We start from the raw sequence: 21,609 nt of genomic DNA on the forward strand, positions 1-21,609 counted from the left end.
TTATTAAACTTCAGGAGGTCCAAATCAATGGCATTTTCCAAAAAGTTGTTAACCGTAGCAATGGCGTCATCTCTTGCAGTGAGCGGCTTGGCGTTTCATCAGGCTTCTGCTGAAAAAGGTGGCAACAAGAAGAAAGATGAAATCCAGAATGTTATTTTCCTGATTGGGGATGGGATGGGAAATTCCTATACGACAGGATACAGGACGTTAAAGGATGATCCGAATACCCCGGAGATGGAAGATACAAAATTCGATTCTTATCTAGTAGGCATGCAATCTACTCATTCTTGGGATCCGGAAGAAAGTGTCACAGATTCCGCAGCTGCTGCAACGTCGATGTCTGCAGGTATTAAAACATACAATGGTGCAATTGCCGTTGACCTGGAAAAGAAAGATGTCAAAACCGTTCTCGAACAAGCCAAGGAAAACGGACAATCTACAGGGCTGGTTGCCACTTCCCAGATTAACCATGCAACCCCGGCGGCATTCGGTTCGCATGATGAATCCCGCAACAACTACAATGAAATTGCCGATGATTACTATGATGACCTGATTAACGGAGAACATAAAGTGGATGTCCTGTTGGGCGGCGGGACAAGCTATTTTGTCCGCGACGACCGCGACATCACAAAAGAGTTTGAGAAAGATGGATACTCCTATGTAACGACACGCGATGAAATGCTGAATGATAAAAACGAACAGATCCTTGGCCTTTTCGCGCCAAAAGGATTGGAAAAAAAGATAGATCGCCCAGCTGAACAGCCTTCATTGAAAGAAATGACCAATACTGCTTTGGAGCGCTTGGATAAGAATAAAAAAGGATTCTTTTTAATGGTAGAAGGAAGCCAGATCGACTGGGCTGGCCATGATAACGATGTTGTGGCGGCGATGAGTGATATGGAAGATTTTGAAGAGGCGTTCCAGGCGGCAATCGATTTTGCCAAAAAAGATAAGAACACCCTTGTAATCGCGACGGCTGACCACTCGACTGGCGGGATGGCACTGGGCCGTGACGGTGTGTACAAATGGGATCCATCGGCCATCAAGGCAGCGAAAAAGACACCAGACTTTATCGCAAAAGAAATTACAACGGGTGCCCCAGTGGAAGAAACGTTAAAAAAGTATATCGACCTTGAGCTGACTCCAGAGGAGGTTCAATCGGTTCAGGAAGCAAAGGATAATAGCGGCGATGTTCTGGAAATCGACAATGCCATCGAGAAAATTTTTGACCTTCGCACAGGCACAGGCTGGACGACGGATGGACACACCGGTGAGGATGTAACGGTTTATGCGTATGGCCCTGGAATGGAAAAGTTTGCAGGAAAAATTGACAACACCGACACGGCAAAAGAGATTTTCGCTATCTTGGAAAGAGTTCGACCTTCCCATAAAAAAGAGTAAAGCATAAAGCGTACCGCGGCCTCATGCTACGGAATGCTTCAATTTTTAGGAGGTTGCTAAAATGCGTTTAAAACCATGGATTGCACTTACCCTAACTGCCGCTCTGCTGGCGGGATGCACGGCCAACAGCTCAAACAATTCCGCTTCCGAGGTACACGCGGAAACGCAAGCCAATGGAAAAAGCACCGAGATTCTCTCATTCAAAGATAGTCCACAAGCACCGGATGATAGAGAACTAACAATCAAGGATTCACAATTTAAGGACGAGGATGGCTCCATCACCCTTAAACAATTCGCACAGGTGCATGAAAAGAAACAGACGGGAAATATTTCAATGACCATTTCGGATGTAAAGGTCATGCAATACAAGCCTTCCCCGGACCTCATTGACTTCTTTCACGGCTTCACCCATGAAGAAACAGAGTTCCCCTATGTCAGGGTCAATGTGGTTGTGAAAAATAACGGCGACAAGCCCATGCATATTGCTCCCGTTTCAGAAATCACCACCAACCAAGGGGAAACCGTTACCTGGGAGGATGATTTCTATCTGGAGAAACTGAACGGTGAACTCAAACCCGGAGAAGAAAAAGTCGGCAGCCTAGGGTTTATCCTGGATGAAACCGATCCAGAAGCGCTAGAAAGTCTTACTATCTCATCAAGCGAGGTGTTGGATGGTAAGAAGGATAAGATGGCGGATGGTGTTGAGTTTGAGGTGCGATTTTAACTTTAAAAAGGTTCAATGCATGAAAAGGGGCCTGACCCTCAACGCTTTAAAGCATTGAGGGTCAGGCCCCTACCAATTAATTCATCACCCATTTATCCTTCATGAACATCACTCTTGCTATAATAAAAGCAGCCACGATACATACTAGATTGCTAGCTATCATAATACCAAGGTGCTCGTAGTTGATGATGCCGAAGCTCAGTTCCTTAAGAATAGTGAATACGTTCATGATCGGGATGGCAAAGTGATGGAATTGGAGCTCGTTTATTCCGATTCCTGAAATCATCATCAATGGGAACATCCCTATCATCATGATAGGTGTACTGTAGCTTTGTGCTTCCTTTACGGTTTTCCCGATGATACTTGTTACCATGAGAAGGGTAGCAACAAACATGGCATAGATGACGGATACAAGTATAGAAAAGCCGATTATAGCGTACACATTATCCCCTAGTGAAACGGCACTTTTAAGGTTTTCTGTCAGGAAGCTGATTTCCAAAGCAACTACAATCAGTGTGATGATGCCAGTGAGCGATCCGATTGAGACAATCGTCAACCACTTAGCAACAAGCAGCGTCATGCGATTCACTGGTGTCATCAATAGGGCTTCCATCGTTTTCTTTTCTTTCTCCCCGGCAAACAGGTCTGATGCTGACGGACCTGCACCGATTCCGATCGCTAACCCCAAAATCAATGGAATTAACAACGCGACAAGGTTGATACTCGGGTTATCTTCAGTGATTTCCTTTTGTTCTAACATAAATGGCTGAACCAAGTCCTGTTCGGTTCCCTGCGCCTCTAGACGCTCTGCAATGACTGCTTTTTCATAGACTGCCAGTGCGCTTGTTACCATATTCATTAGATTGGAGGAATTTTGGCTAAAGGAGTTGCCTAGTACGGTAACTGTTGCAGCCTCTCCCGCTTCCACACTTTCCAAAAAACCATCGTTCAAAATAAGTGCTGCCTGTGCTTCCCCTTCTTCAACCACTGCTTCCGGGTCATCCGACTGTACAAATTCAATATTTTCATAGGCAGCAAAAATTCCCTCTTCTTCTGCGGAGAAATTATTATCGACAGCAAGTTGATAGACTTCTCCTTCCCCATTCGACACCATGCTTTCATAAAAAAGCACCAGCCCTGTCATCATCACGATCGGCAGTAACACGGTCAAGAGCAGGGTACGTCTGTCGCGGAAGGAGTCTTTCATTTCTTTCAGATAGATTTTACGAAGCATAATAATCGTTCCCCCTTACCAGTTTACTCATAAAAATATAGTTAAGATCGCGGCTGCCCTCAGAATTATAGAGCTGCTCGAGATTTCCGTGATGAACAAGCTCACCCTTGTGCATCATCGCAACTGTGTCACACAGCATCGACACTTCCTCCATGATGTGGCTAGAGAAAATGATTGTCTTCCCTTCGCGCTTCAGCTGATGGACAAGCTGACGGAATACGTTTGAAGATGTAATATCAAGTCCTGTTGTCGGCTCATCGAACAGGATGATCTCCGGGTTATGGATGAGTGTTCTTGCGATGGCGACTTTCTGGCGCATCCCTTTGGAGAAGCCGCCAACTTTGCGATTCAGATAATCCTTCATGCCGAACATTTTTGCCAGATCATCGATGCGCACCTTTGTTTCGTGCTTGCTCAGTCCGTACAGCGTTGCAAAATATTCGAGGTTTTCGCGAGCGGTCAAGCGGTCATAGAGGCCGGTTTCCCCGCCGAACAGTACACCGATTTTTCTTTTGATCGCATCCGGATTTTTAACGGTATCATCTCCACCGACACTTACGCTTCCTTCCGTAGGCGTCAAAAGCGTAGCAATTGTTCTTAGAAGCGTTGTTTTCCCCGCACCGTTTTCACCAAGCAGCCCGACGATCTGTCCTTTTTTTACCGAAAAGGAAACATGCTTCAACGCAGTTACAAACACTTTTTTATCCTGAAACTTTTTCGTCACTTCATTTATTTCAATCATGCTCTCAGCTCCTCAATTATTTCTTGTCTTCATCTTAAAATAAATGAATCGCGGAATCTTTAGTTATGTCGCGAATATTCCGTTTGATGTCGCGAATATGTCCATTCATCCCTTTTACATGGTAAAATAAAGATAAAAATGGAAACCAACAAGAGAGGGAAATTGCAATGAGGGTTGGGCTTGTCGATGATAGATACATAGATTTGGATAAACTGAATGGCATTGTGGCGGGGATGCCGAACCTGGAAATCGTCTTTTCCACCCAGTCCGCAGAAGAAGCCTATGAGCATATAAAGAAGGAATCGGTCGACCTGTTGATCGCCGACATTGAGATGCCGAACCTTTCGGGGTATGAGCTGGCGGACATCATACACTCCCATGCCCTGAACATCTCCGTGATTTTCGTGACAGGAAGCAGCGGCTACGCTGTCCATGCCTTTGAACTGAACGTGCACGACTACATCATGAAACCCTACCCGAAGGACCGCCTGATCAAGTCCATCGAACGGCTACTCGAAAAGTCCAAATCTGCGGAAATTGCCGGGAGACTCTATATTAAGCAAAAGAACGACATACATATTATCCAAAAGAAAGACATCGTGTTTATCGAGCGTTCAGGACGCTCTACGACCATCTACACGAAAACAGGTCCGGTCAAAACCTACCAGACCTTGAACGAACTCGAAGGCGAGCTGAGAGAGCGCGATTTCCTCCGCTCCCACCGCTCCTTCATCATCAACATCCACCATGTCAAAAACTTCTCCCTCTACGCGAAGAATTCCTATATCGTGAGCTTCGAGGGGATGGAAGAGCAGGCGATGATCACGAAGGATAAGGTCGAGTTTCTGCAGCAGCATTATTTTTGATTAGGAGGGATCACCGTGAAAGCTTCACTTCTATATTGGGTCCTCCTTGCAGCGTTTGGAACCATTCACCTGGAATTTCTTTTCAACAACCTGACTTGGAATGTGCCTATCTATCTTGTGATTTTACCTGTCATCGGGGTGGTGTATTATTTATATAAAAGAACACTCCTGGAAACCTCGAGTATCGGAATGCGTTGGAACCTGATTCTGCTTGCCATGCAGCTCTTGCTGGTAAGTTTGTATTTTACTATCGGGCTTTCCTGGGCCACTTTTGCACCCTTTCTCATTTTTGTTGGTCTGGAGGCAATCCGCCTCAATGGATCCCGGAAGATTTCCGATTTGACGCACAGCTTGCTGGAATATGAAGAACAGCGCGAGCATCTCAACGAAACCTTCCGAATTGTCCGCGGAGAGCGCCACGAGTTTTTGAAGCATGTATCCGCAGTTCATTTTATGCTCGAAAACGGCAAGGATAAAGAGGCCAAGCACTATTTGGATGATCTCGTGGATGGCTATGAAGAGACAAACCTTTCGATAAAAGGGGAGCGCGGTGTGGTGGCAGGCGTTCTGCACCAAATGTATCGCAGAGCTCAAGCCAGCGGCATTTCCGTCGTCTACGACCTGGATCTTCCGCTCTCCACTCTGCCCGTTTCCGATTCGAACATGGTCACCCTTATCGGCAATCTGCTCTCGAACAGCATCGATGCCTGCGAAGAATGGCAGAAGCATTACGAAAAGCAGGGCGTATTGACCCTGCAATTTTACAAAAGAAGCGGACTGTATCTGCTCGTCTGCAAAAATAACAGTCTTCCCATCCCGACTCCAGTGTTGGATGAACTCTACCATTCCTACGGCCACACGACAAAAGGCGAGGGACACGAGGGGCTTGGCACCAAAATGGTCAAGGATATAGTCGAGGGCCATCAGGGCTTTCTTGACTTCGTTTACCGGGACGAGGAGTTCACTGTAAAAATAAAGATACCTGCGATACGTTAAAAAATTTTAAGGAGGGACTGAACATGAACCTACAACAGAAAATAAAGTCCCTTCCATCCACTCCCGGCGTCTATCTGATGAAGGATTCGTACGGTACCATCCTCTATGTCGGAAAATCGAAAGAGCTGAAAAAGCGTGTCCAGTCCTATTTTCGCGCTTCCACCGTCCATGCCCCTAAAATCAAGCGGCTCGTGACCCACGTCAGCGACCTCGAACATATCGAGACCGACACGGAGTTCGAAGCTTTTTTGCTGGAGTGGGAACTGATTCAGCAATACAAGCCGCACTATAATCGAAAAATGAAAAGCCCACAAGGCTTCATCTACCTCGCGATTCCGAAGAATAGGGAGTTCCGCAACCTGAAAATAACACACCAACCGATGAGTAGCGAACACTTCCACTGCTTCGGCCCCTATACAAGCAGAAAGACCGTGGTCCGTGCCACTGAAGGCTTCAAGGACATTTTCCAATTCCAGTGCAGCCATCCCAACAATAAAAAGTCGCGTTGCCTGAACTATTCACTTGGATTTTGCAACGGGCTCTGTCTGGGCGGGGCTGCTTTAGAAGAATACGATTTGATGTTAGATATGCTGATTTCCCACCTTGAACATCAGGACGCCCGGTTAATCGAGCATGTAAAAAACAGGATGGAAGCAGCCGCTGAAAAGCTGGAGTTCGAACAGGCTGCAAGATACCGCAATTATCTGAACATCCTGAACTCCCTGTTCTACAAGGAAGAAGTGATCCATTTTACCGAAGAGAACCATAAGCTTGCGATTGTGGAAGCGATCGATGAGGAAACGGGAAAGGTATTTATCATCCAGAGAACAGACGTAGTTTATTCGGAGAAATTCCCTTTAAAGGTTGGTATAGAAAGTTTAAAAGGAAAAATTATTGAGCAACTTTCCACACCTTCTACAGATGCACCATTTCAAGCAGTTACTAAGTTCGAAATCGATAAGGCGCAGATCATTTATAGCTATCTTAACAGTGGGAATTGCCGGTTTGTCATTTTCGAAGATGCTTGGTTGGAAGAGGAAAACGAACGGATACTTTCGGAACAGCTTAATGAATTAATATTGCAAAAGAATGCCTGATTGGGCATTCTTTTTTACAATATAAACCACTCCATTTTCCTTTAATTAAAAAAGGCTTTCTGTTAGAATGAGGTTGTATTATCCTTTTCCCTTCGCTTGACCACACCAAATATCCCCTAGGAGGAAATCCATGACTGACCATGAACTCTTACACGCCATTTTTCGAGAGGTAAAAGAACAAAGGCAGGAAATTAAAGAGATTCGCACGATTGTAGATGAACACACCAATATTCTAAAAGAGCACTCCAACAAACTCGACGAGCACACCAGTATCCTAAAAGAGCACTCCAACAAACTCGATGAGCACACTAGAATTCTAAAAGAGCACTCCAACAAACTCGACGAGCACACTAGAATTCTAAAAGGGCACTCCAATAAACTGGACGAACACACCAGCATTTTAAATATGCACTCCAACAAATTAGACGAACACACTCATTCCCTCACACGCCTAGAAAAAAAATTGGATGCCCAAACTGATATAGTAAACTCATTCAAAATCGATATTGATTATCTAGTACAAAAACAAGCAAAACAGGACATGGAACTGAACAGAATTAACAAGCTGATTAAGATATAGTCAGGAAAATAAAAAGGTGGAGAAACTGAATGCCAATCAGTTTCTCCACCTTATTTTAATAAGCCAACCCATAAATCAAAAACCGCTCATTTTCATTCTGTTCATACCCCTTCAACCGGACCTCCCGCTTCCATTCGAATAAAGGATGATTCTCCAGAAAATACACGTAATCCTCTGATGGATAATAGAAAATAAGTTCAATGTCCCGGTAGTGCTGCTCGACAGATCCCAGGATATGATCCGCAACCTTCATGAAGATCTGCACAGTAAAAGGGTTGAAGAAATAAAAGCGGTTATCGGAAGGATGAACCTCGTATTCTTCTGCCAGACAACATAGGAACTTTATATCTCCATCCCCGATTCTGTGCTTCGTCAAGTAACGCTCACGATTCTCCAGTGCATCCCTATAAAAGTCTTCGTTCATTTCAATCCCAGTGACACTCGCGCCAAAACGATAATGAAGATAGAAATTCAACCGTCCTTTGCCACAGCCATAATCCACTACACGGTCCCTGCTATTCAGTTGACATTGTTCAAACAGCTCTTCGAGGGCCTCATAAGGTGTAGGCTCATAGCGGTGATAATGGTAGGATTTAAGAAAGCCCTTTTGTTCTTCTGAAGTATGTATTTGAAGTAGTTTATCGTAGTCTTTTTTTATCATGATGTCCTCCTGGAGGGGTACTACATTCCATTATACTAGACTAACTTCCCCTTCCGCCTCCATTATAACCCATGGAAAAATTCAGCAGAAAGAGAGCCATTATTCCTACTTCAGCCTTTTAGCCATTCCATGCCATACATATTGCACCTCTTCTGCCAGTTTTGCTGCGTCCTGTAAAATCCATCCTGCCAGATCCCTGAAGCGCCTTTCGTCTTCTTCAATGGGTACAATACCCCTCCCGACCTCCAGCATTATCAACACAATACAGCCATTCCTTAGGCGTTCTTCTTCCAGGAAGCACTGAAATAACCTGCTGAATTCTGAACGTATGACAGTATCCTCCACTTCTTTTTCCAGCTGCTGTTTTACCCATCTCTCCCAGCCTTCCAAAACTAGAGTAGTTCCATCCTGCCATTTTAGATCCCAGTTTGATAACAGGTCGTTGTGATAGGAAGAAACCCAACTGAATTCTTTATGCTTTTTCCTTACTATATCCCTTTTCCCGGCAAAGGCACCTCCGATAACGAGTTGCATGTCCACTCCCCCTCTTTTCGTGTCAATGAAATCCGCACACCCTGCCCATGCTGGATGGCCCCCTCCCAGAAGGTGTCGGTCGCTTTAAATCTAGCAAGTAGAAAACGAATTACTCCACCATGTGTCACCAAGAGGATGCGAGCTGATGGTTTTTCTGTTATATGTAGAAACCGTTCATGAATAAAGTCGTCCACTCTTGCTGTGAATCCCCTTCCAGATTCACCATTAGGCGGAGATTCATTTTCCCAATCTGTTAGCCATTTTCTGTAATGATCGTTATCCTTTAGTTCCTCATAGGTTTTACCTTCCCACTCACCGAAATTCAGTTCCCTCAATCTCCTATCCGTACATGCCATCGCACCATAACCCAAATAGGATACAGTTTCCCGGCAACGCAGCAGGTCACTTGTAAATACATAATCAAATGAGTGGTTCATCAATTCCTTCCTCAAAGCATGCAACCTAAAGAGTTCATGTATCAATACTCCCCTATCTGTATGCCCTAAGTATCTTTTATCCCTATTCCAATCCGTTATCCCATGGCGAACGAGAAATAGATCCACGTTACCGCAAGTCCCCATAACTCTCCTCCTTCAATGGCGGTTCCAAGCAAATCTCCATTAATCCCTTTAAATGCTTTTTTTACCCACCATCCAAACACCAAAATAAATAAAAAATAGCTCGGCAGTAAAAAGAGAAACTCATGCAGAAAAAGAAAAGCTGCCGCAACAGGAAGCGAGGCCAAAACCACATCCCACCCATTCAGATTCCGCCTCCATTCCCATGCTAGGCCGCTTTTCTTTGCAGGAGGCAGTATGTACATGAACACTACTGCACCAAATCGGGATAAGGCCAGAATCAGCAGAAATGAATAGATTAACTGTAGAGAATCATCCAAAATCATGAAAATAAACATGGTCTTCCACGCCATTAAAAAGAGGAGCGCCATTATTCCGAAGCTGCCTACATGCGGATCCTTCATGATTTCCCATTTCTTTTCGATGGGAGCGTTCGATCCAACCGCATCTGCCACGTCCATCCACCCGTCCAAGTGCAGTCCTCCCGTTAGCCAAACCCAAAGTGTCAGGAGCAGCAAGGATAAAAAGAATAGAGGCAAATGACCTTCCAAACTATTGAAAACAAGGACAATCAAGGTCCCTAATACCACTCCCACTAGCGGGTAGGCCCTGATTGCCCATCTGCTCGTTTGTTTGGTCCATGGACAAGAAACAGGGACAGGTAGACGCGTCAAAAATTGAAATGACAATAATAAACCATATAGGCTATTCTTCATTCTTTTCCCCCTTCCAGTAGGTCGGAATTCCAGCTATAGTCTGGATTGCATATTGTGCTTCTTGAACGACCAGTTGATGGAGCCGTTCCAGGTTATACATATATTCGTTTACTAGTTCAAAACGGGAAGGACACCCTTCATTCAAATCATTGGACACAATGATGAGCTGAAGCTGTTTTTCTTTTGCGATGCTGCACCATTTTGAAACCTCATCGACTAGTTCGGAATAGGAATATGTTCTATCAAACATCATATTGCTTAACCAAATCGTCAGGCAATCGATTAGAATCACATCCCCGGATTGTAAATTTTCAAGAATTCGAGATAGTTCATAAGATTCTTCCTCTACCTGCCATTCATCCTCTCTTTCCTGCCGGTGAATCTTAATACGCCGCTCCATTTCTTTATCACTTCGTTTAGCGGTAGCAATATAGATTAACCGTGCATTTTTTGCATTCGAATAAATAGAGCGGGCCATCTTCTCTGCATACGTGCTTTTCCCTGACCGTGCCCCTCCGGAAATAAATATAATCATGTATCTATCCTCCACTTTTGAAGAGCAGAAACTAAGTAGCGGTTTTCCTCTTCAGACCGTATGGCAAGCCGTAGAAAATTCCCGTCCAGCCCTTTAAAGTTATGGGTATGTCTCGCCAGCACACCATGGTGAAATAAATAACGGAATAATTCGTCTGTCTGTTGGGGATGTTGGCTATCTTGCAATAGATAAAAGTTTGCTTGGGATGGGGAAACATAGAACCCCATAGAGGCTATGGAAGACCTTACTTTTTGCGATTGCTCCTGCAGCCATAATTTCGTCCGGTCTACAAATCTATTATCTTCCAGCAGCTTTGGCACAATAGCGTCCGCCCATGCATTGATGCTCCATGGAATCTGCTCCGCTTTCAATCTTTTTATCAATCTACTGTTTCCCAACATGTATCCCAGGCGAATCCCGGGGATGGTATACATTTTTGTTAAAGAGCGCAAAAGTAGTAAATTCGGATACGAAGCGACCAATACAGACAGCGAAAGGTCCGAAACAAAGTTCACGAACGCTTCGTCCACCACGACATATGTATTCGTTTTTAACCCTTCCTTCAATAACGCTCGTATCTGCTTTTCCGGAACAACTGTACCTGTCGGGTTATTTGGGCGGCACAGGAACAGGACATCCTTTTCGGGGAGCTTTTCCATAACAAGATCAAAAGGTAAGGCAAATCCATCCTGAGGCAATAACCCTATATCCTCTGTTTCGATATGATAATGTTTGCACGCTCGCTCGTATTCCACGAACGTGGGCTGCAAAATCAAAGCCTTCTTTCCTTCAAAATATTTCGCTGCCAAAAAGATCGCTTCTGCTCCACCATTAGTCAGTAGTACTTCACCCTCCTCTACCTGCTCATGCTCTGCAAGGGAGGCTATGCTGCGAGAATAACTTGGATCCGGGTAATGAGTAAGACTCTCATACCGGTTATATAGTTCCTCTTTAAGCCAAGCTGGAGGCCCTAAGGGATTTAAATTTGCACTGAAATCAAGGATGGTTTTCTCCTTCTCTAGTTGAAAAAGCTGCTTCATTGTTGCTGGTTGTCCGCCGTGCTCTGGCCATTTCATCGGTGTGCCCCCTCCATTACTAGAACTGTACAATATAAAGTGCTATTAGTAGAAGCACTAAAAACCCAAGCCAGCCTCCATGCATATAGCGGATGGCTTTATCAATATCTGTGGTCAATAATTTCCTGGTAGGAGTCCCCATTGTTGCCCGTTTTGAAATCCTGCCCTTATAGTAATTGATTCCGCCCAATTGAACGCCCATCAATCCAGCTACCATGGCCTCAGACCAACCGCTGTTCGGGCTTGGGTGCTTTCTGGCATCTCTCCATGTAGTTTTCAGTGCTTCCATATGCCTTGAACCGCGCATAAAAAATGAAGAAAACCACATAGTCAAAGCAGTCAATCTCGCCGGAAGCCAATTGACTATATCATCCAATCTTGCAGATGCCCAGCCAAACTGGATGTACTGTTCATTTTTATAGCCAACCATGGAATCGAGCGTATTGATCGCCCGGTACGCCATCGCTAAAGGAGCACCGCCAATTAATGCCCAGAACAATGGCGCCGTTATCCCATCGACAGTATTCTCGGAAACAGTTTCCACCGCTCCCCTCACAATCTCGCTTTCTTCCAGATGCCCGGTATCCCTGCCGACAATCATGCTGAGGCTTTTCCTAGCCGCCACTAAATCCCCATTAGCCAAGGGCTTCTTTACACTTTTCCCGGCAGAAGCAAGCCCCTTTATCGCGATTGTGGTGGATATTAAGCAAATCTCCATTACTATACCAACTGCATAATAAATGTGATAAGCGATACTGACGAAGAAAAAAGTCACAACATAAACGGTAAAAACGACGGTACCTGTAAGAAACACCCCTTTTATCCTTCTATTTGTTCCAAGGTTCCATTTTCTCTCCAAAAATGTAATGAGCCTTCCCATCTGAATGACAGGGTGCGGCAGCCACCCTGGATCACCAATCCATAAGTCCAGTAAAATCGCTCCTATCAGTATCAAACAACCTATGTAGAACGGTGCTTCCATCATCCCTGGACCCTTTTCAAATATTTCCGGATCGCTTGCACTGTAGCCTGATAGACAACATGGCCAATTCCCTTCCCGACTACCGTTCCCGACCCTGCATAAGGAGTCTGTACCCCTTGCTGCGTGACAGCTAGAACCATCGCATCGGTAGAAGTCCCGGTAGCAAGCGTTTTTGTTTCCGGGTCCATAATTTCCAGATCCTGAAGCGCCTTCACTTTGGCTTCCGTTGCAGACATAAGTCCATTAACGAGTGCTCCGTCCGTAAAATGGGCATCGATAAATATCATCATATTGATGGTCCCGATCTGGAGCGGTAAATTGGCTGGATGCCCTTTCGAGATATCTACCGCATTTCCTACCCCGGCAGTAACGACTGCCAAAAATTCAATTCCCTCTATTTTCTCCATCACAATCGTGACATCCTCTAGCTGTACAGCCGTCATCAATCCTACTGCCTGTTCAGGGGGAATATGATATTTTTCCATCCATTCATGTAGATCTTTTTTCGGATTGGAGCAATTATAGTTTTTTGAAACGTGAAAATTGCAGAAATGCTTCAGCCATTGAATGCCATCCCCCACCACACCATTGGAGATACAACGCATTGGCTGATTGAATAAAACATGAATATAATCGGACGTCTGTTCCATCTGGTAAGCTTTGTGAAGGCTATAGGAATGACCTGGCTGCTCAAAGCTTGGCGTCATGATGAGCTGAGGTTTTGGTACGATTGGGTGTGATTGCGTTTGGATCTCCACTTCATAGACTTTTTTCAACTGATCTTCCTTGCGCAATGTGTCGGTGTCCCCCACTTCAAGAAACGAACCCTCATAAAGCAAGGCAAGTCGATCGGCATAAAGGGAAGCAACATTCAGATCATGCAAAATGGAAAATACGGTCAGTCCTTTTAATTGCTGCCATTCTTTTATCAAATCCAGCATTTGAAAGGTGTGCTTGATATCCAAATGGTTCGTGGGCTCATCCAACAAGAGAATTTCCGGCTCCTGAGCCAATGCTTTTGCCAATAGTACCCGCTGCTTTTCCCCTCCGCTAAGCTTGCGGAATTGTGTGTCGCGAAACTTGGTTATTCTGGTTTTTCTCATCACATATTCCATGACCTTCTTATCTTCTTTGGATAGGCTCTTAAAAATCCCTGTTTGATGTGGATAGCGGCCAAGGCTAATAATTTCTTCCACCGTATAATCAAAAGACACCTGGACCTCCTGGGTCAGTACGGCGACTTTTTTCGCTTTTTCCAGCTTAGAAAAGGAAGTAATTGGTTTTTCGTCGATAAGAATTTCTCCTTGCTGAATGGGAAGCTGTCCTGTAATCAATTTAAACAGAGTCGTCTTCCCACTTCCGTTCGGTCCCAACAGCGCGAAAAACTCCCCTTTTTGAATATTCAAATCAAGCTCTTTAATTACAGGGCCAGCTAAATAACCACCTGTCAGCTTTCTGACCTTAATCAATTGCCTTCCCCCTTCCTACTCTTTCTCGAACCAGTAACACTGCAAAAACCGGTGCGCCAATCAATGCCGTAATGACCCCAATCGGCAATTCCTTCGGTGCGATAATGGTTCTTGCTCCCAGGTCTGCCAAAACGAGAAACCCTCCACCAACAAGCATGGATAATGGCAAGACATGCCGGTGATTGGGACCTGTTATAAGCCTTATAAGATGAGGAATAACCAAACCGACAAAACCGATGGACCCAGAAACCGCGACTGCCGCCCCTGTTAAAAGGGAAGCCCCCACTAAAATGAAAATCTTACCCCGTTTCACATCTACCCCGATATGATCGGCTGCCTCCTCTCCCAAAGCCATGGCATTCAATTCGCGATAATGAATGAAGAGGAGCATTGTACCAAGTATCATAAAAGGAACGATTAGCTGTACATGACCCCAGCCTCTCATTCCGACACTTCCATAAAGCCAATAGATGATCTGTGTCATGGAATCCCGATCCCCTAAGGAGATGATCAAGGAAATGATAGAGCCGATAAAGGCACTGATGATGATTCCTGCCAAAATGATCGTTTCTATTGCAAACCCTCTGTTACTTAAGCGAACCAATCCAAAGACAAGCAATAGGGAAAGCAGTCCACTGATAATAGCGACAAAAGGAAGGGTAAAGCTCCCTAAACCAATAATCGTAACCTGAAAGAACAGAACAGCAACCGCTCCGAGTGCCGCTCCCGATGAAACCCCAATCGTATAGGGATCTGCCAACGGATTGCGTAACAGCCCTTGAAACGCAGCACCCGCCAACGCCAATGAAGCTCCCACAAAAAGGGCAAGAAGGACCCTGGGAAAGCGGATATTCCAAATGATCATCTCTTCATTTTTCGGGACTTCCTCCAACCACCGCAGCCCAAAACCATTTTCCAGGACAATATGGAGGACGGTAGTGATCGGAATGGTTACACTACTGCTTAATAGACCAAGGAGGGCTGCACCAAGTACAAACCCTCCACATCCTATATAGAGCCAAACGAGCTTATTAGTTAAATATTTCCGGATAAACGATTTTTGCAAGTGTTTCCACCCCTTCAATTAAACGAGGACCAGGTCTCGTTACCATATCGCTATCCACATCATGTACTTCTCCAGATTTTATTGCAGGAACCTCGGCCCAGCCATTACGTGCCATCACCGTTTCCTTTGGACTTTCCACATAGTATCCGTACGTGGTGACAATCACATCAGGATTTAATTGAACGATTTCTTCTTCGGTCATCTTGACCCAGCCTTCTTGGTCGCCTGCTGCATTTTCTGCTTGGATGGATTCCAGCATTTCATGCATAAACGTTCCTTGGCCTGTTGTGAAAATATCCGGAGCCGGTGATACCTCGACCCACACTTTCTTTTTATCCGTTACAGATTTTGCCTTTTCCTTCACCGTTTCAAGACGTTCTTTCATATCGGAAACCAGCTCTTTGGCCTCAGCCTTCTTACCTGTAGCAGTACCGATCAGATCGATTGTTTCGTAGACATCATCAAAAGAAGTCTCACTGCCAATAACAATGACCGTAATACCAGCTTCTTCAAACTGGGACAATATTTCAGCATGCGTTTCCAAATGATAGTCCGTCACAAGGGCAATATCCGGTAGTAGTGTAAGGATACGCTCGACATTCATGTCCTGCGCCCCAACTTTCTCTATTTCCAGTGCTTCTTGTGGATAGTTGCAATAGTCGGAAACCCCCACCATTTTATCGCCTAATCCTAATGCATAAGAGATTTCAGTACTGCTGGCCTGTAGGGAAATAATAGATTCCGGTTCCGCTTCGATGACAATTTCCTCGCCGGTTTCATCTTTGATGGTGACAGGAAATTGCTTCCCTTCCGTTCCTTGCACTTCATTCGCAGCAGATTCATTTACTTCGCCACTTGACTGCTTGTTCGTATCAGTCCCATTCACTCCACATCCCGCTAAAATTGCCATTGTCATTATTAGCGTAATAATGCTCCACTTTTTCCATAATTGCTTCATGTTTTTTCTTCCCCTTTTTCTGCTTTTTTGGCAAATAAAAAAACGCTATCCAAAAGGAAAGCGTTGAACGTAAAAATGCACCTATATTCCCTGTCAATGAGACTGGCAAAATAGGAATGGTCTCTGAATAACCACGCACTTTAAACATCCCTTTCCTCGAAGGTGTTTAAAAACAACATAGGCAGGTCTCCTGACTTGCACTTCATCAGTCGGCTACTCCTTCCCATGCATCATCATGCAAAGTGGAGATACGTTAGCTTTCCTCAGCGCTTACAGTGGCGGGACCGTGTTGGACTTGCACCAACTTCCCTTTTCACCTTAAATTTCATTGTCATGAACATTTAAGGAACCTATTTGTCTTAATATTCGTTTTTTTATTCTAAAAGTCATTATAGTTTAACTTCATACTCTTGTAAATTTAATTTTTCCGCTTCAGGAGATGGTCGATTCCGATACTCCTGCAGCGGAAAAAGTGGCCATGTTCTTCAGGATCCTGGCTGAAGCCTCCACGATAGGATACGCGAGGGCAGCACCCGATCCCTCCCCAAGTCTCAATTCCAAATCAAGCAGTGGCCTCTTTTTCAGCAGCTCCAAGGCACGCCTATGCCCAATTTCCTTTGATTGATGGCCGATTATCAAATATCCTCTGATATGCTGGCACATTTCTACCGCTAATACCGCCGATACTGTACTAATAAATCCATCTATTAAAATTGGAATTCTCTTTTCGGCTGCAGCAAAAATTGCTCCTATCATTCCTGCTATTTCGAGTCCACCAAGCTTCGACAATATATCCAATGGATCTCCTGGATCAGGATGGCGATTTTCAATGGCTTGTTTGATCACCTGCTGCTTATGCTTGATCTGCTGCACGGATATTCCAGTACCTGTACCTACTATTCTCTCCAGATTATTTTCCCCGAGAAGCACAGATAGGATAGCACTGCTGCTTGTTGTATTGCCTATTCCCATTTCCCCTAGCAATAGACACTTTGCTCCCCGTTGAATCATATCATTTGCGACGTCCATACCCACTTGGATGGCTTCCAGCGCTTCATCCGGACTCATGGCATCTTCCTTTAAAAAGTTCCCTGTACCATAACGGACTTTTCTTGAGATGAGCCCTTCCCTTGCGATCTCACCTGCTACACCAATATCGACAATATCAAGCTTGGCTTCAATCTGTTTTGCCAGCACATTAATCGCAGCTCCGCCATTCAGGAAATTATGTACCATCTGGACAGTAACTTCTTGTGGATAAGCAGAAACTCCCTCTCCTGCCACCCCATGGTCCGCAGCAAATACGATCACACCAGGAGGAGAAACCGTCGGAAAACGGCTGGAAGTGATCTCCCCGAGCTGAATTGCCAATTCCTCCACCATTCCTAAGCTTCCGATAGGTTTTGTTAAGGTGTCTAAATAAGCACGCACCTCATTCCCAATATTTTTGTCAACTGGTTGTATTTTCTCACATATCTTTAACATGGCAGGCACCTTTCTGAAATTCCTTCATTTTTTGATAGATTGCATCCAATTGAATGTGTTCCCTCACAACATCCGCCAACCGGTCAAAGGATTCTTCTCTTTTTTTGGCAAAAGAGACCCTTTCGATTATTGGATCCAATCCTTTTTTAACCCTTAATTCATTTAGGAGGAACTCCCTGAACTCGTCGTTATGAAAAATCCCGTGAAAATAAGTCCCCATGATCAGCCGATCCTCACTCCATACTCCCTCTACCCTGTCGTCCAGTTCGATTAAATGATCACACCCTGATTCAAAATGCGATTCTCCCATATGTATTTCATAGCCGGAAACAGGAAATGTATTATCTTGAATTGTGATGACCCCTTCGGAGCGGATGGTTGTTTTATTGACCGTGATAGTGGTATTCATGGGAATAAACCCTAATCCCGGAGCCTGCTTAATAGGAGATTCAACTCCCAATACATCCTCGATTTCTTTCCCCAGCATTTGAAAGCCGCCACAAATGCCAACTATCATCGTCTTTTTTTCCGATAATGACAGAAGACGATTAGCCAATCCGCTGTTATGCAAAAATAGTGCGTCCTCCACCGTATTTTTACTTCCGGGTAATATGATCAAGTCCGGTGTCCCTATTTCTTCTGCCCGGCTAACAAATCGCACATGACAATCAGGCTCCTCAAAGAAAGGATCGACATCTGTAAAATTTGAAATCAGCGGGTAGCGAATGACGGCAATATCCAAATCCTTGGACGTATCTGTTTTGGTTGAATAACTGCCTAACACTACCGAATCCTCTGCCTCTATTGTCAAATGATCAATAAAAGGGATGACCCCAAGGACGGGTACACCTGTATACTCCTCAAACCATTTCAAACCTGGTTCCAACAGGGATACATCTCCGCGAAATTTATTGATGACCACCCCGATTACTCTCTTTCTGTCTTCCGGTTCCAGGAGCTGCAGCGTTCCTACCAGACTGGCAAATACCCCGCCCTTCTCAATATCTCCAACCAAAATGACTGGCGCATCTGCCAGACGCGCCACACGCATGTTGACAAGCTCCCTGTCATTCAAATTGATTTCAGCCGGACTTCCCGCTCCTTCTATCACTACACATTCATAGCCTTGCACCAATTTCTCATAGGAATCCTGAATCAGCTTTAATCCTTGCAGGAAAAAGTCCTGCCGGTACTCTCCTGCCTTCATATTTTGATAAGGGACACCATGCACCACGATTTGGGATTCATAGTTTCCTGTAGGCTTGATTAGTATCGGATTCATATCGGTGGTGGCGATAATGCCGGCCGCTTCCGCCTGAACACCTTGGGCTCGTCCAATCTCCTTGCCATCGAAGGTGATATAGGAATTCAGGGACATGTTCTGCGATTTGAACGGAGCTGTTTTAAATCCATCCTGTGCAAATATCCTGCATAAGGCTGTGACAACCGCACTTTTCCCTGCATCGGAATGAGTGCCTTGAATCATGATGGGCATCGCTTTATCCATTTGCTTTCCACTCCAGACATTGGTTGATCCAATTTTACTTCTATCCATCATTCAGATCCTTCACGCAGAATTAAAACTCGATTCCTTTTACAGCCGGCACTCCATCGTTGTAATAATGCTTTTCCGGTTCGATAATGGATACTAGATCTGCCAAATCCTTTATTTCATCCTTTGCATCTCTGCCGGTGATGACCAGGTGCACGTGTGCCGGTTTATTTTTTATCACATCCATGACCTCTGCTAAAGGAAGGACATCCTCTATCGGAAAACGGTCGATTGCCAATGCATTGTTCAGTTCATCTAAAACCACTACATCAAATTCCCCACTCAGCACAGCTTCCTTCGCCTTGGGCCAACCACTTCTCAACGCCTCACGATGGTCCTCGGGTGTTTTCGTCCAAGTAAAACCGGCCCCAAGCTGTACCATCTCAATTCCGAGTTTCTCTAAAGCTATTTGTTCCCCATAGGAACGCTCCGGTGACTTGATAAACTGAAAAATTTTCACTTTCATCCCTCTCCCAGTTGCGCGAAGAGTCAGTCCCAACGCCGACGTTGTTTTGCCTTTCCCATCACCTGTAAAAATAAGTGTCAACCCTCTTTGCTTTTCTTTGCCCATATGAACCTCCTGTAAAAAAGTAATGTAACAGATTAAGAGGAGAGAATTAAAAAACGCCTCTCCTATATTAGGAAAGACGCTAAAGCGCATTATGAATCGCATATCCACTTTTCACAAATTAAATCTATGAAAGCAGCGAAATAGTAATGTCACTTTAAGCATTCTTTCCTCGTAGAATCCTTAAAAACAATTAGGCAGGTTTCCTGACTTACGTCTCATCACAGCGTTAATCCTTCCCATGCATGAAAAGCACAGTGGATAAAAGCTAACACCGTTCAACGTTTACAGTGGCGGGGTCCGTGCTGGTCTTGCACCAGCTTCCCTTTTAACCTCCGAAAAGGCACCTAAATGTTAATATGTAATTGGGTAATTTATTTCTTCACAATATAGTGTATCGTATTGCACTTTGAATGTCTTGCAGATTTTAATCATGCATGTTGTTTCGCAGCGGCATCATGATGCTTCAACGCATGGTGCTCAATTTTAGCCAGTTCCTCTAATAAATCATTGATTGCTATCAGTTCATAAAAAATAACGGTATCCGTCGATAAAATATGATAATCTGTTTCGTTTATTGCCGGAATTCTTTCAGCAAGCTGATCAAAAAGCCTGTCTACCAATCGATGATGCTCTTGTGTCATGTCATATTCTTCATTTTGTAAAACTTCATTCATATTTCGTACGGTTGAGAGTATAAGAGAAGATTTGTCCTGATTGGCTATCCTTTTATGACTAGGGATGAAAATCAAGTTCCCGACGTGATAGGTCAACTGTGTCAAGATTTTCAGTTTTCTATTTTCATAATAGAAATGTCGCATGTCTTTTCTCTTGTAGTGATGGTATTTCCACTCCTCTTTCTGATAGCTGCAAAGGTCCCCGACTCGCTCCACCTCTCTCACTATCTTATGAAAGGTCAATCTGGTCTGCCTGGGATTGGCATGCATTTTCCCTTTAATCAGCTCCCCACCGCTTCTTTCTATCAAGAGCCCTGTTTCCTTTAACAACCCCCTGATTTTTTCGGAGATGGCTGGCGTGTAGTTTGGCTTTAACACCAGGAGGTTTACAAGTGTGGATACAGATAGTCCAGTGATGGTCGTCCCCAACCTGACCAAAAAGGAGGAAAGATAGTGGTCATGAACGGTCGTGATCATCGCCACACCAGTCAAGGTGGCAACTAAGATTCCATCATCCAGGTGCAACTTATGGCAGGTGATGATGGTTGCAAGTGCCACCAATGTGTACGTTACAGGATTATCGCCAAAACCAATATAAAATAAAATGGCATATCCTGCGCCGATGCCCGAGGCCGGAAACCGGACAAACGCTTTTTTTATCGAATTGGCAGCTGTCGGTTCAATGGTAACGATTGCCGCAATGACAGCAAACATGGCAGGCCATGCCAAAGCCTCGCAAATCAACGCGGTAATGAACACCGCAATGCCTGTTTTGAGTATCCTTCCACCAACAAAGTGCTTTAGTTTATGTATGTAGGTCATGTTTGTTCAGTCCCTTAAGTAAGCGTATTCTTTCATTATAACGCAAAGGATGGAGGAAAAAAGGGAAAAAATTGAACTTACCTTTACTCGGATTCATTTGAACACTTGAGATTTATCACTTTAAAGCAACGGGGGTCAGGCACCTTTTAACAGTGCAATCCATGATAAAATGGAACAAAATTGCCAAGCATCATCTACAGGACGTTAATTCTCTATGCATGACGGATTCTCTTATAAAAATAAACAATCCAACAACCTTATTTGTTATAATTTTGGTATACATTGGAATT

The 21,609-nt window shown here is 44.5% G+C and carries 22 protein-coding genes and 2 riboswitches; of the genes, 6 read left to right on the forward strand and 16 right to left on the reverse strand.

The features are described 5' to 3' along the window. Positions 1-27 precede the first annotated feature (27 nt). Both ACFVAD_RS11530 and ACFVAD_RS11535 read left to right on the forward strand, forming a co-directional pair. Positions 28-1,401, forward strand: coding sequence for an alkaline phosphatase (locus ACFVAD_RS11530; protein WP_386639756.1), 1,374 nt, complete (start codon positions 28-30; stop codon positions 1,399-1,401). Between the two features lie 61 nt (positions 1,402-1,462). Beyond that, on the forward strand, positions 1,463-2,125 hold the full coding sequence (locus ACFVAD_RS11535; protein ID WP_386639759.1) for a DUF4352 domain-containing protein: 663 nt from the start codon (positions 1,463-1,465) through the stop codon (positions 2,123-2,125). 76 nt (positions 2,126-2,201) lie between these two features. On the opposite strand, the gene ACFVAD_RS11540 is transcribed toward ACFVAD_RS11535, so the two are convergent. Next, positions 2,202-3,359, reverse strand: a complete 1,158-nt coding sequence (locus ACFVAD_RS11540; RefSeq protein ID WP_386639762.1) for an ABC transporter permease — start codon at positions 3,357-3,359, stop codon at positions 2,202-2,204. Further along, positions 3,349-4,101 carry an ABC transporter ATP-binding protein gene (locus ACFVAD_RS11545; RefSeq protein WP_386639765.1) on the reverse strand — a complete coding sequence of 251 codons (753 nt, stop codon included), beginning with the start codon at positions 4,099-4,101 and terminating at the stop codon, positions 3,349-3,351. Before ACFVAD_RS11545 ends, ACFVAD_RS11540 begins: the two co-directional genes overlap by 11 nt. 167 nt (positions 4,102-4,268) lie before the next feature. Here ACFVAD_RS11545 and ACFVAD_RS11550 point away from each other — a divergent pair, with 167 nt between their 5' ends. The 4 genes from ACFVAD_RS11550 (at position 4,269) to ACFVAD_RS11565 (ending at position 7,640) form a co-directional block, all read left to right on the forward strand. Continuing rightward, positions 4,269-4,967, forward strand: a complete 699-nt coding sequence (locus tag ACFVAD_RS11550; RefSeq protein WP_386639768.1) for a LytR/AlgR family response regulator transcription factor — start codon at positions 4,269-4,271, stop codon at positions 4,965-4,967. Positions 4,968-4,982: 15 nt separating this feature from the next. Next, on the forward strand, positions 4,983-5,963 hold the full coding sequence (locus ACFVAD_RS11555) for a sensor histidine kinase (RefSeq protein ID WP_386639771.1): 981 nt from the start codon (positions 4,983-4,985) through the stop codon (positions 5,961-5,963). Positions 5,964-5,986: 23 nt separating this feature from the next. Beyond that, a complete protein-coding gene (locus ACFVAD_RS11560; RefSeq protein ID WP_386639774.1) occupies positions 5,987-7,060 on the forward strand; it encodes a GIY-YIG nuclease family protein in 1,074 nt (357 codons plus the stop codon). 130 nt (positions 7,061-7,190) lie between these two features. Next, on the forward strand, positions 7,191-7,640 hold the full coding sequence (locus tag ACFVAD_RS11565; RefSeq protein ID WP_386639777.1) for a hypothetical protein: 450 nt from the start codon (positions 7,191-7,193) through the stop codon (positions 7,638-7,640). Between the two features lie 55 nt (positions 7,641-7,695). Here the strand turns inward: ACFVAD_RS11565 and ACFVAD_RS11570 are convergent, their stop codons facing one another. The 14 genes from ACFVAD_RS11570 to ACFVAD_RS11635 all read right to left on the reverse strand — a co-directional run bounded on the left by ACFVAD_RS11570 (position 7,696) and on the right by ACFVAD_RS11635 (position 21,319). Further along, complete coding sequence (locus tag ACFVAD_RS11570; protein WP_386639780.1) at positions 7,696-8,301, reverse strand: SAM-dependent methyltransferase; 606 nt, start codon at positions 8,299-8,301, stop codon at positions 7,696-7,698. A gap of 105 nt (positions 8,302-8,406) precedes the next feature. Then, the gene (locus ACFVAD_RS11575) at positions 8,407-8,835 is read right to left on the reverse strand and encodes a bifunctional adenosylcobinamide kinase/adenosylcobinamide-phosphate guanylyltransferase (RefSeq protein ID WP_386639783.1); all 429 of its coding nucleotides are present in this window, start codon (positions 8,833-8,835) and stop codon (positions 8,407-8,409) included. Next, positions 8,790-9,416: a histidine phosphatase family protein gene (locus ACFVAD_RS11580; RefSeq protein ID WP_386639786.1), complete on the reverse strand. Its 627-nt coding sequence runs from the start codon at positions 9,414-9,416 to the stop codon at positions 8,790-8,792. Before ACFVAD_RS11580 ends, ACFVAD_RS11575 begins: the two co-directional genes overlap by 46 nt. Further along, positions 9,368-10,129: an adenosylcobinamide-GDP ribazoletransferase gene (gene cobS / locus ACFVAD_RS11585; RefSeq protein ID WP_386639788.1), complete on the reverse strand. Its 762-nt coding sequence runs from the start codon at positions 10,127-10,129 to the stop codon at positions 9,368-9,370. Before cobS ends, ACFVAD_RS11580 begins: the two co-directional genes overlap by 49 nt. Then, positions 10,119-10,664, reverse strand: coding sequence for a bifunctional adenosylcobinamide kinase/adenosylcobinamide-phosphate guanylyltransferase (locus ACFVAD_RS11590; protein ID WP_386639791.1), 546 nt, complete (start codon positions 10,662-10,664; stop codon positions 10,119-10,121). The genes cobS and ACFVAD_RS11590 overlap by 11 nt, the downstream gene beginning before the upstream one ends. Further along, the gene (cobD, locus tag ACFVAD_RS11595) at positions 10,661-11,740 is read right to left on the reverse strand and encodes a threonine-phosphate decarboxylase CobD (protein ID WP_386639793.1); all 1,080 of its coding nucleotides are present in this window, start codon (positions 11,738-11,740) and stop codon (positions 10,661-10,663) included. The genes ACFVAD_RS11590 and cobD overlap by 4 nt, the downstream gene beginning before the upstream one ends. 19 nt (positions 11,741-11,759) lie before the next feature. Continuing rightward, positions 11,760-12,725 carry an adenosylcobinamide-phosphate synthase CbiB gene (gene cbiB / locus ACFVAD_RS11600; RefSeq protein WP_386639796.1) on the reverse strand — a complete coding sequence of 322 codons (966 nt, stop codon included), beginning with the start codon at positions 12,723-12,725 and terminating at the stop codon, positions 11,760-11,762. After that, on the reverse strand, positions 12,722-14,191 hold the full coding sequence (locus ACFVAD_RS11605; protein ID WP_386639799.1) for an adenosylcobinamide amidohydrolase: 1,470 nt from the start codon (positions 14,189-14,191) through the stop codon (positions 12,722-12,724). The genes cbiB and ACFVAD_RS11605 overlap by 4 nt, the downstream gene beginning before the upstream one ends. Further along, positions 14,184-15,257 (reverse strand): FecCD family ABC transporter permease, encoded by a 1,074-nt coding sequence (locus tag ACFVAD_RS11610; RefSeq protein ID WP_386639802.1) that lies wholly within the window; start codon positions 15,255-15,257, stop codon positions 14,184-14,186. Before ACFVAD_RS11610 ends, ACFVAD_RS11605 begins: the two co-directional genes overlap by 8 nt. After that, positions 15,223-16,215 (reverse strand): ABC transporter substrate-binding protein, encoded by a 993-nt coding sequence (locus tag ACFVAD_RS11615; protein WP_386639804.1) that lies wholly within the window; start codon positions 16,213-16,215, stop codon positions 15,223-15,225. The genes ACFVAD_RS11610 and ACFVAD_RS11615 overlap by 35 nt, the downstream gene beginning before the upstream one ends. A gap of 163 nt (positions 16,216-16,378) precedes the next feature. After that, positions 16,379-16,584: riboswitch (cobalamin riboswitch) on the reverse strand. A 63-nt stretch (positions 16,585-16,647) separates the two neighbouring features. Further along, on the reverse strand, positions 16,648-17,700 hold the full coding sequence (gene cobT / locus ACFVAD_RS11620) for a nicotinate-nucleotide--dimethylbenzimidazole phosphoribosyltransferase (protein WP_386639807.1): 1,053 nt from the start codon (positions 17,698-17,700) through the stop codon (positions 16,648-16,650). Further along, positions 17,684-19,207: a cobyric acid synthase gene (locus ACFVAD_RS11625; protein ID WP_386640295.1), complete on the reverse strand. Its 1,524-nt coding sequence runs from the start codon at positions 19,205-19,207 to the stop codon at positions 17,684-17,686. The genes cobT and ACFVAD_RS11625 overlap by 17 nt, the downstream gene beginning before the upstream one ends. Positions 19,208-19,277: 70 nt before the next feature. Then, the gene (locus tag ACFVAD_RS11630; protein ID WP_386639810.1) at positions 19,278-19,823 is read right to left on the reverse strand and encodes a cob(I)yrinic acid a,c-diamide adenosyltransferase; all 546 of its coding nucleotides are present in this window, start codon (positions 19,821-19,823) and stop codon (positions 19,278-19,280) included. 176 nt (positions 19,824-19,999) lie between these two features. Next, a riboswitch (cobalamin riboswitch) is annotated at positions 20,000-20,186 on the reverse strand. Positions 20,187-20,251: 65 nt separating this feature from the next. Next, positions 20,252-21,319 carry an aromatic acid exporter family protein gene (locus tag ACFVAD_RS11635; protein ID WP_386639813.1) on the reverse strand — a complete coding sequence of 356 codons (1,068 nt, stop codon included), beginning with the start codon at positions 21,317-21,319 and terminating at the stop codon, positions 20,252-20,254. Between the last annotated feature and the right edge of the window lie 290 nt (positions 21,320-21,609).

Source organism: Sutcliffiella sp. NPDC057660, assembly GCF_042800035.1.
Lineage (GTDB): Bacteria > Bacillota > Bacilli > Bacillales > Bacillaceae_I > Sutcliffiella_A.

Coding starts and splice junctions, on each gene's coding strand:
- ACFVAD_RS11545 (WP_386639765.1), bottom strand. CDS start 4,101: ATGATTGAAATAAATGAAGTGACGAAAAAGTTTCAGGATAAAAAAGTG.
- ACFVAD_RS11540 (WP_386639762.1), bottom strand. CDS start 3,359: ATGCTTCGTAAAATCTATCTGAAAGAAATGAAAGACTCCTTCCGCGAC.
- ACFVAD_RS11635 (WP_386639813.1), bottom strand. CDS start 21,319: ATGACCTACATACATAAACTAAAGCACTTTGTTGGTGGAAGGATACTC.
- cobS (WP_386639788.1), bottom strand. CDS start 10,129: ATGAAGAATAGCCTATATGGTTTATTATTGTCATTTCAATTTTTGACG.
- cobT (WP_386639807.1), bottom strand. CDS start 17,700: ATGTTAAAGATATGTGAGAAAATACAACCAGTTGACAAAAATATTGGG.
- ACFVAD_RS11570 (WP_386639780.1), bottom strand. CDS start 8,301: ATGATAAAAAAAGACTACGATAAACTACTTCAAATACATACTTCAGAA.
- ACFVAD_RS11630 (WP_386639810.1), bottom strand. CDS start 19,823: ATGGGCAAAGAAAAGCAAAGAGGGTTGACACTTATTTTTACAGGTGAT.
- ACFVAD_RS11565 (WP_386639777.1), top strand. CDS start 7,191: ATGACTGACCATGAACTCTTACACGCCATTTTTCGAGAGGTAAAAGAA.
- ACFVAD_RS11580 (WP_386639786.1), bottom strand. CDS start 9,416: ATGGGGACTTGCGGTAACGTGGATCTATTTCTCGTTCGCCATGGGATA.
- ACFVAD_RS11590 (WP_386639791.1), bottom strand. CDS start 10,664: ATGATTATATTTATTTCCGGAGGGGCACGGTCAGGGAAAAGCACGTAT.
- ACFVAD_RS11530 (WP_386639756.1), top strand. CDS start 28: ATGGCATTTTCCAAAAAGTTGTTAACCGTAGCAATGGCGTCATCTCTT.
- ACFVAD_RS11575 (WP_386639783.1), bottom strand. CDS start 8,835: ATGCAACTCGTTATCGGAGGTGCCTTTGCCGGGAAAAGGGATATAGTA.
- cbiB (WP_386639796.1), bottom strand. CDS start 12,725: ATGATGGAAGCACCGTTCTACATAGGTTGTTTGATACTGATAGGAGCG.
- ACFVAD_RS11535 (WP_386639759.1), top strand. CDS start 1,463: ATGCGTTTAAAACCATGGATTGCACTTACCCTAACTGCCGCTCTGCTG.
- ACFVAD_RS11560 (WP_386639774.1), top strand. CDS start 5,987: ATGAACCTACAACAGAAAATAAAGTCCCTTCCATCCACTCCCGGCGTC.
- ACFVAD_RS11550 (WP_386639768.1), top strand. CDS start 4,269: ATGAGGGTTGGGCTTGTCGATGATAGATACATAGATTTGGATAAACTG.
- ACFVAD_RS11625 (WP_386640295.1), bottom strand. CDS start 19,207: ATGGATAAAGCGATGCCCATCATGATTCAAGGCACTCATTCCGATGCA.
- cobD (WP_386639793.1), bottom strand. CDS start 11,740: ATGAAATGGCCAGAGCACGGCGGACAACCAGCAACAATGAAGCAGCTT.
- ACFVAD_RS11615 (WP_386639804.1), bottom strand. CDS start 16,215: ATGAAGCAATTATGGAAAAAGTGGAGCATTATTACGCTAATAATGACA.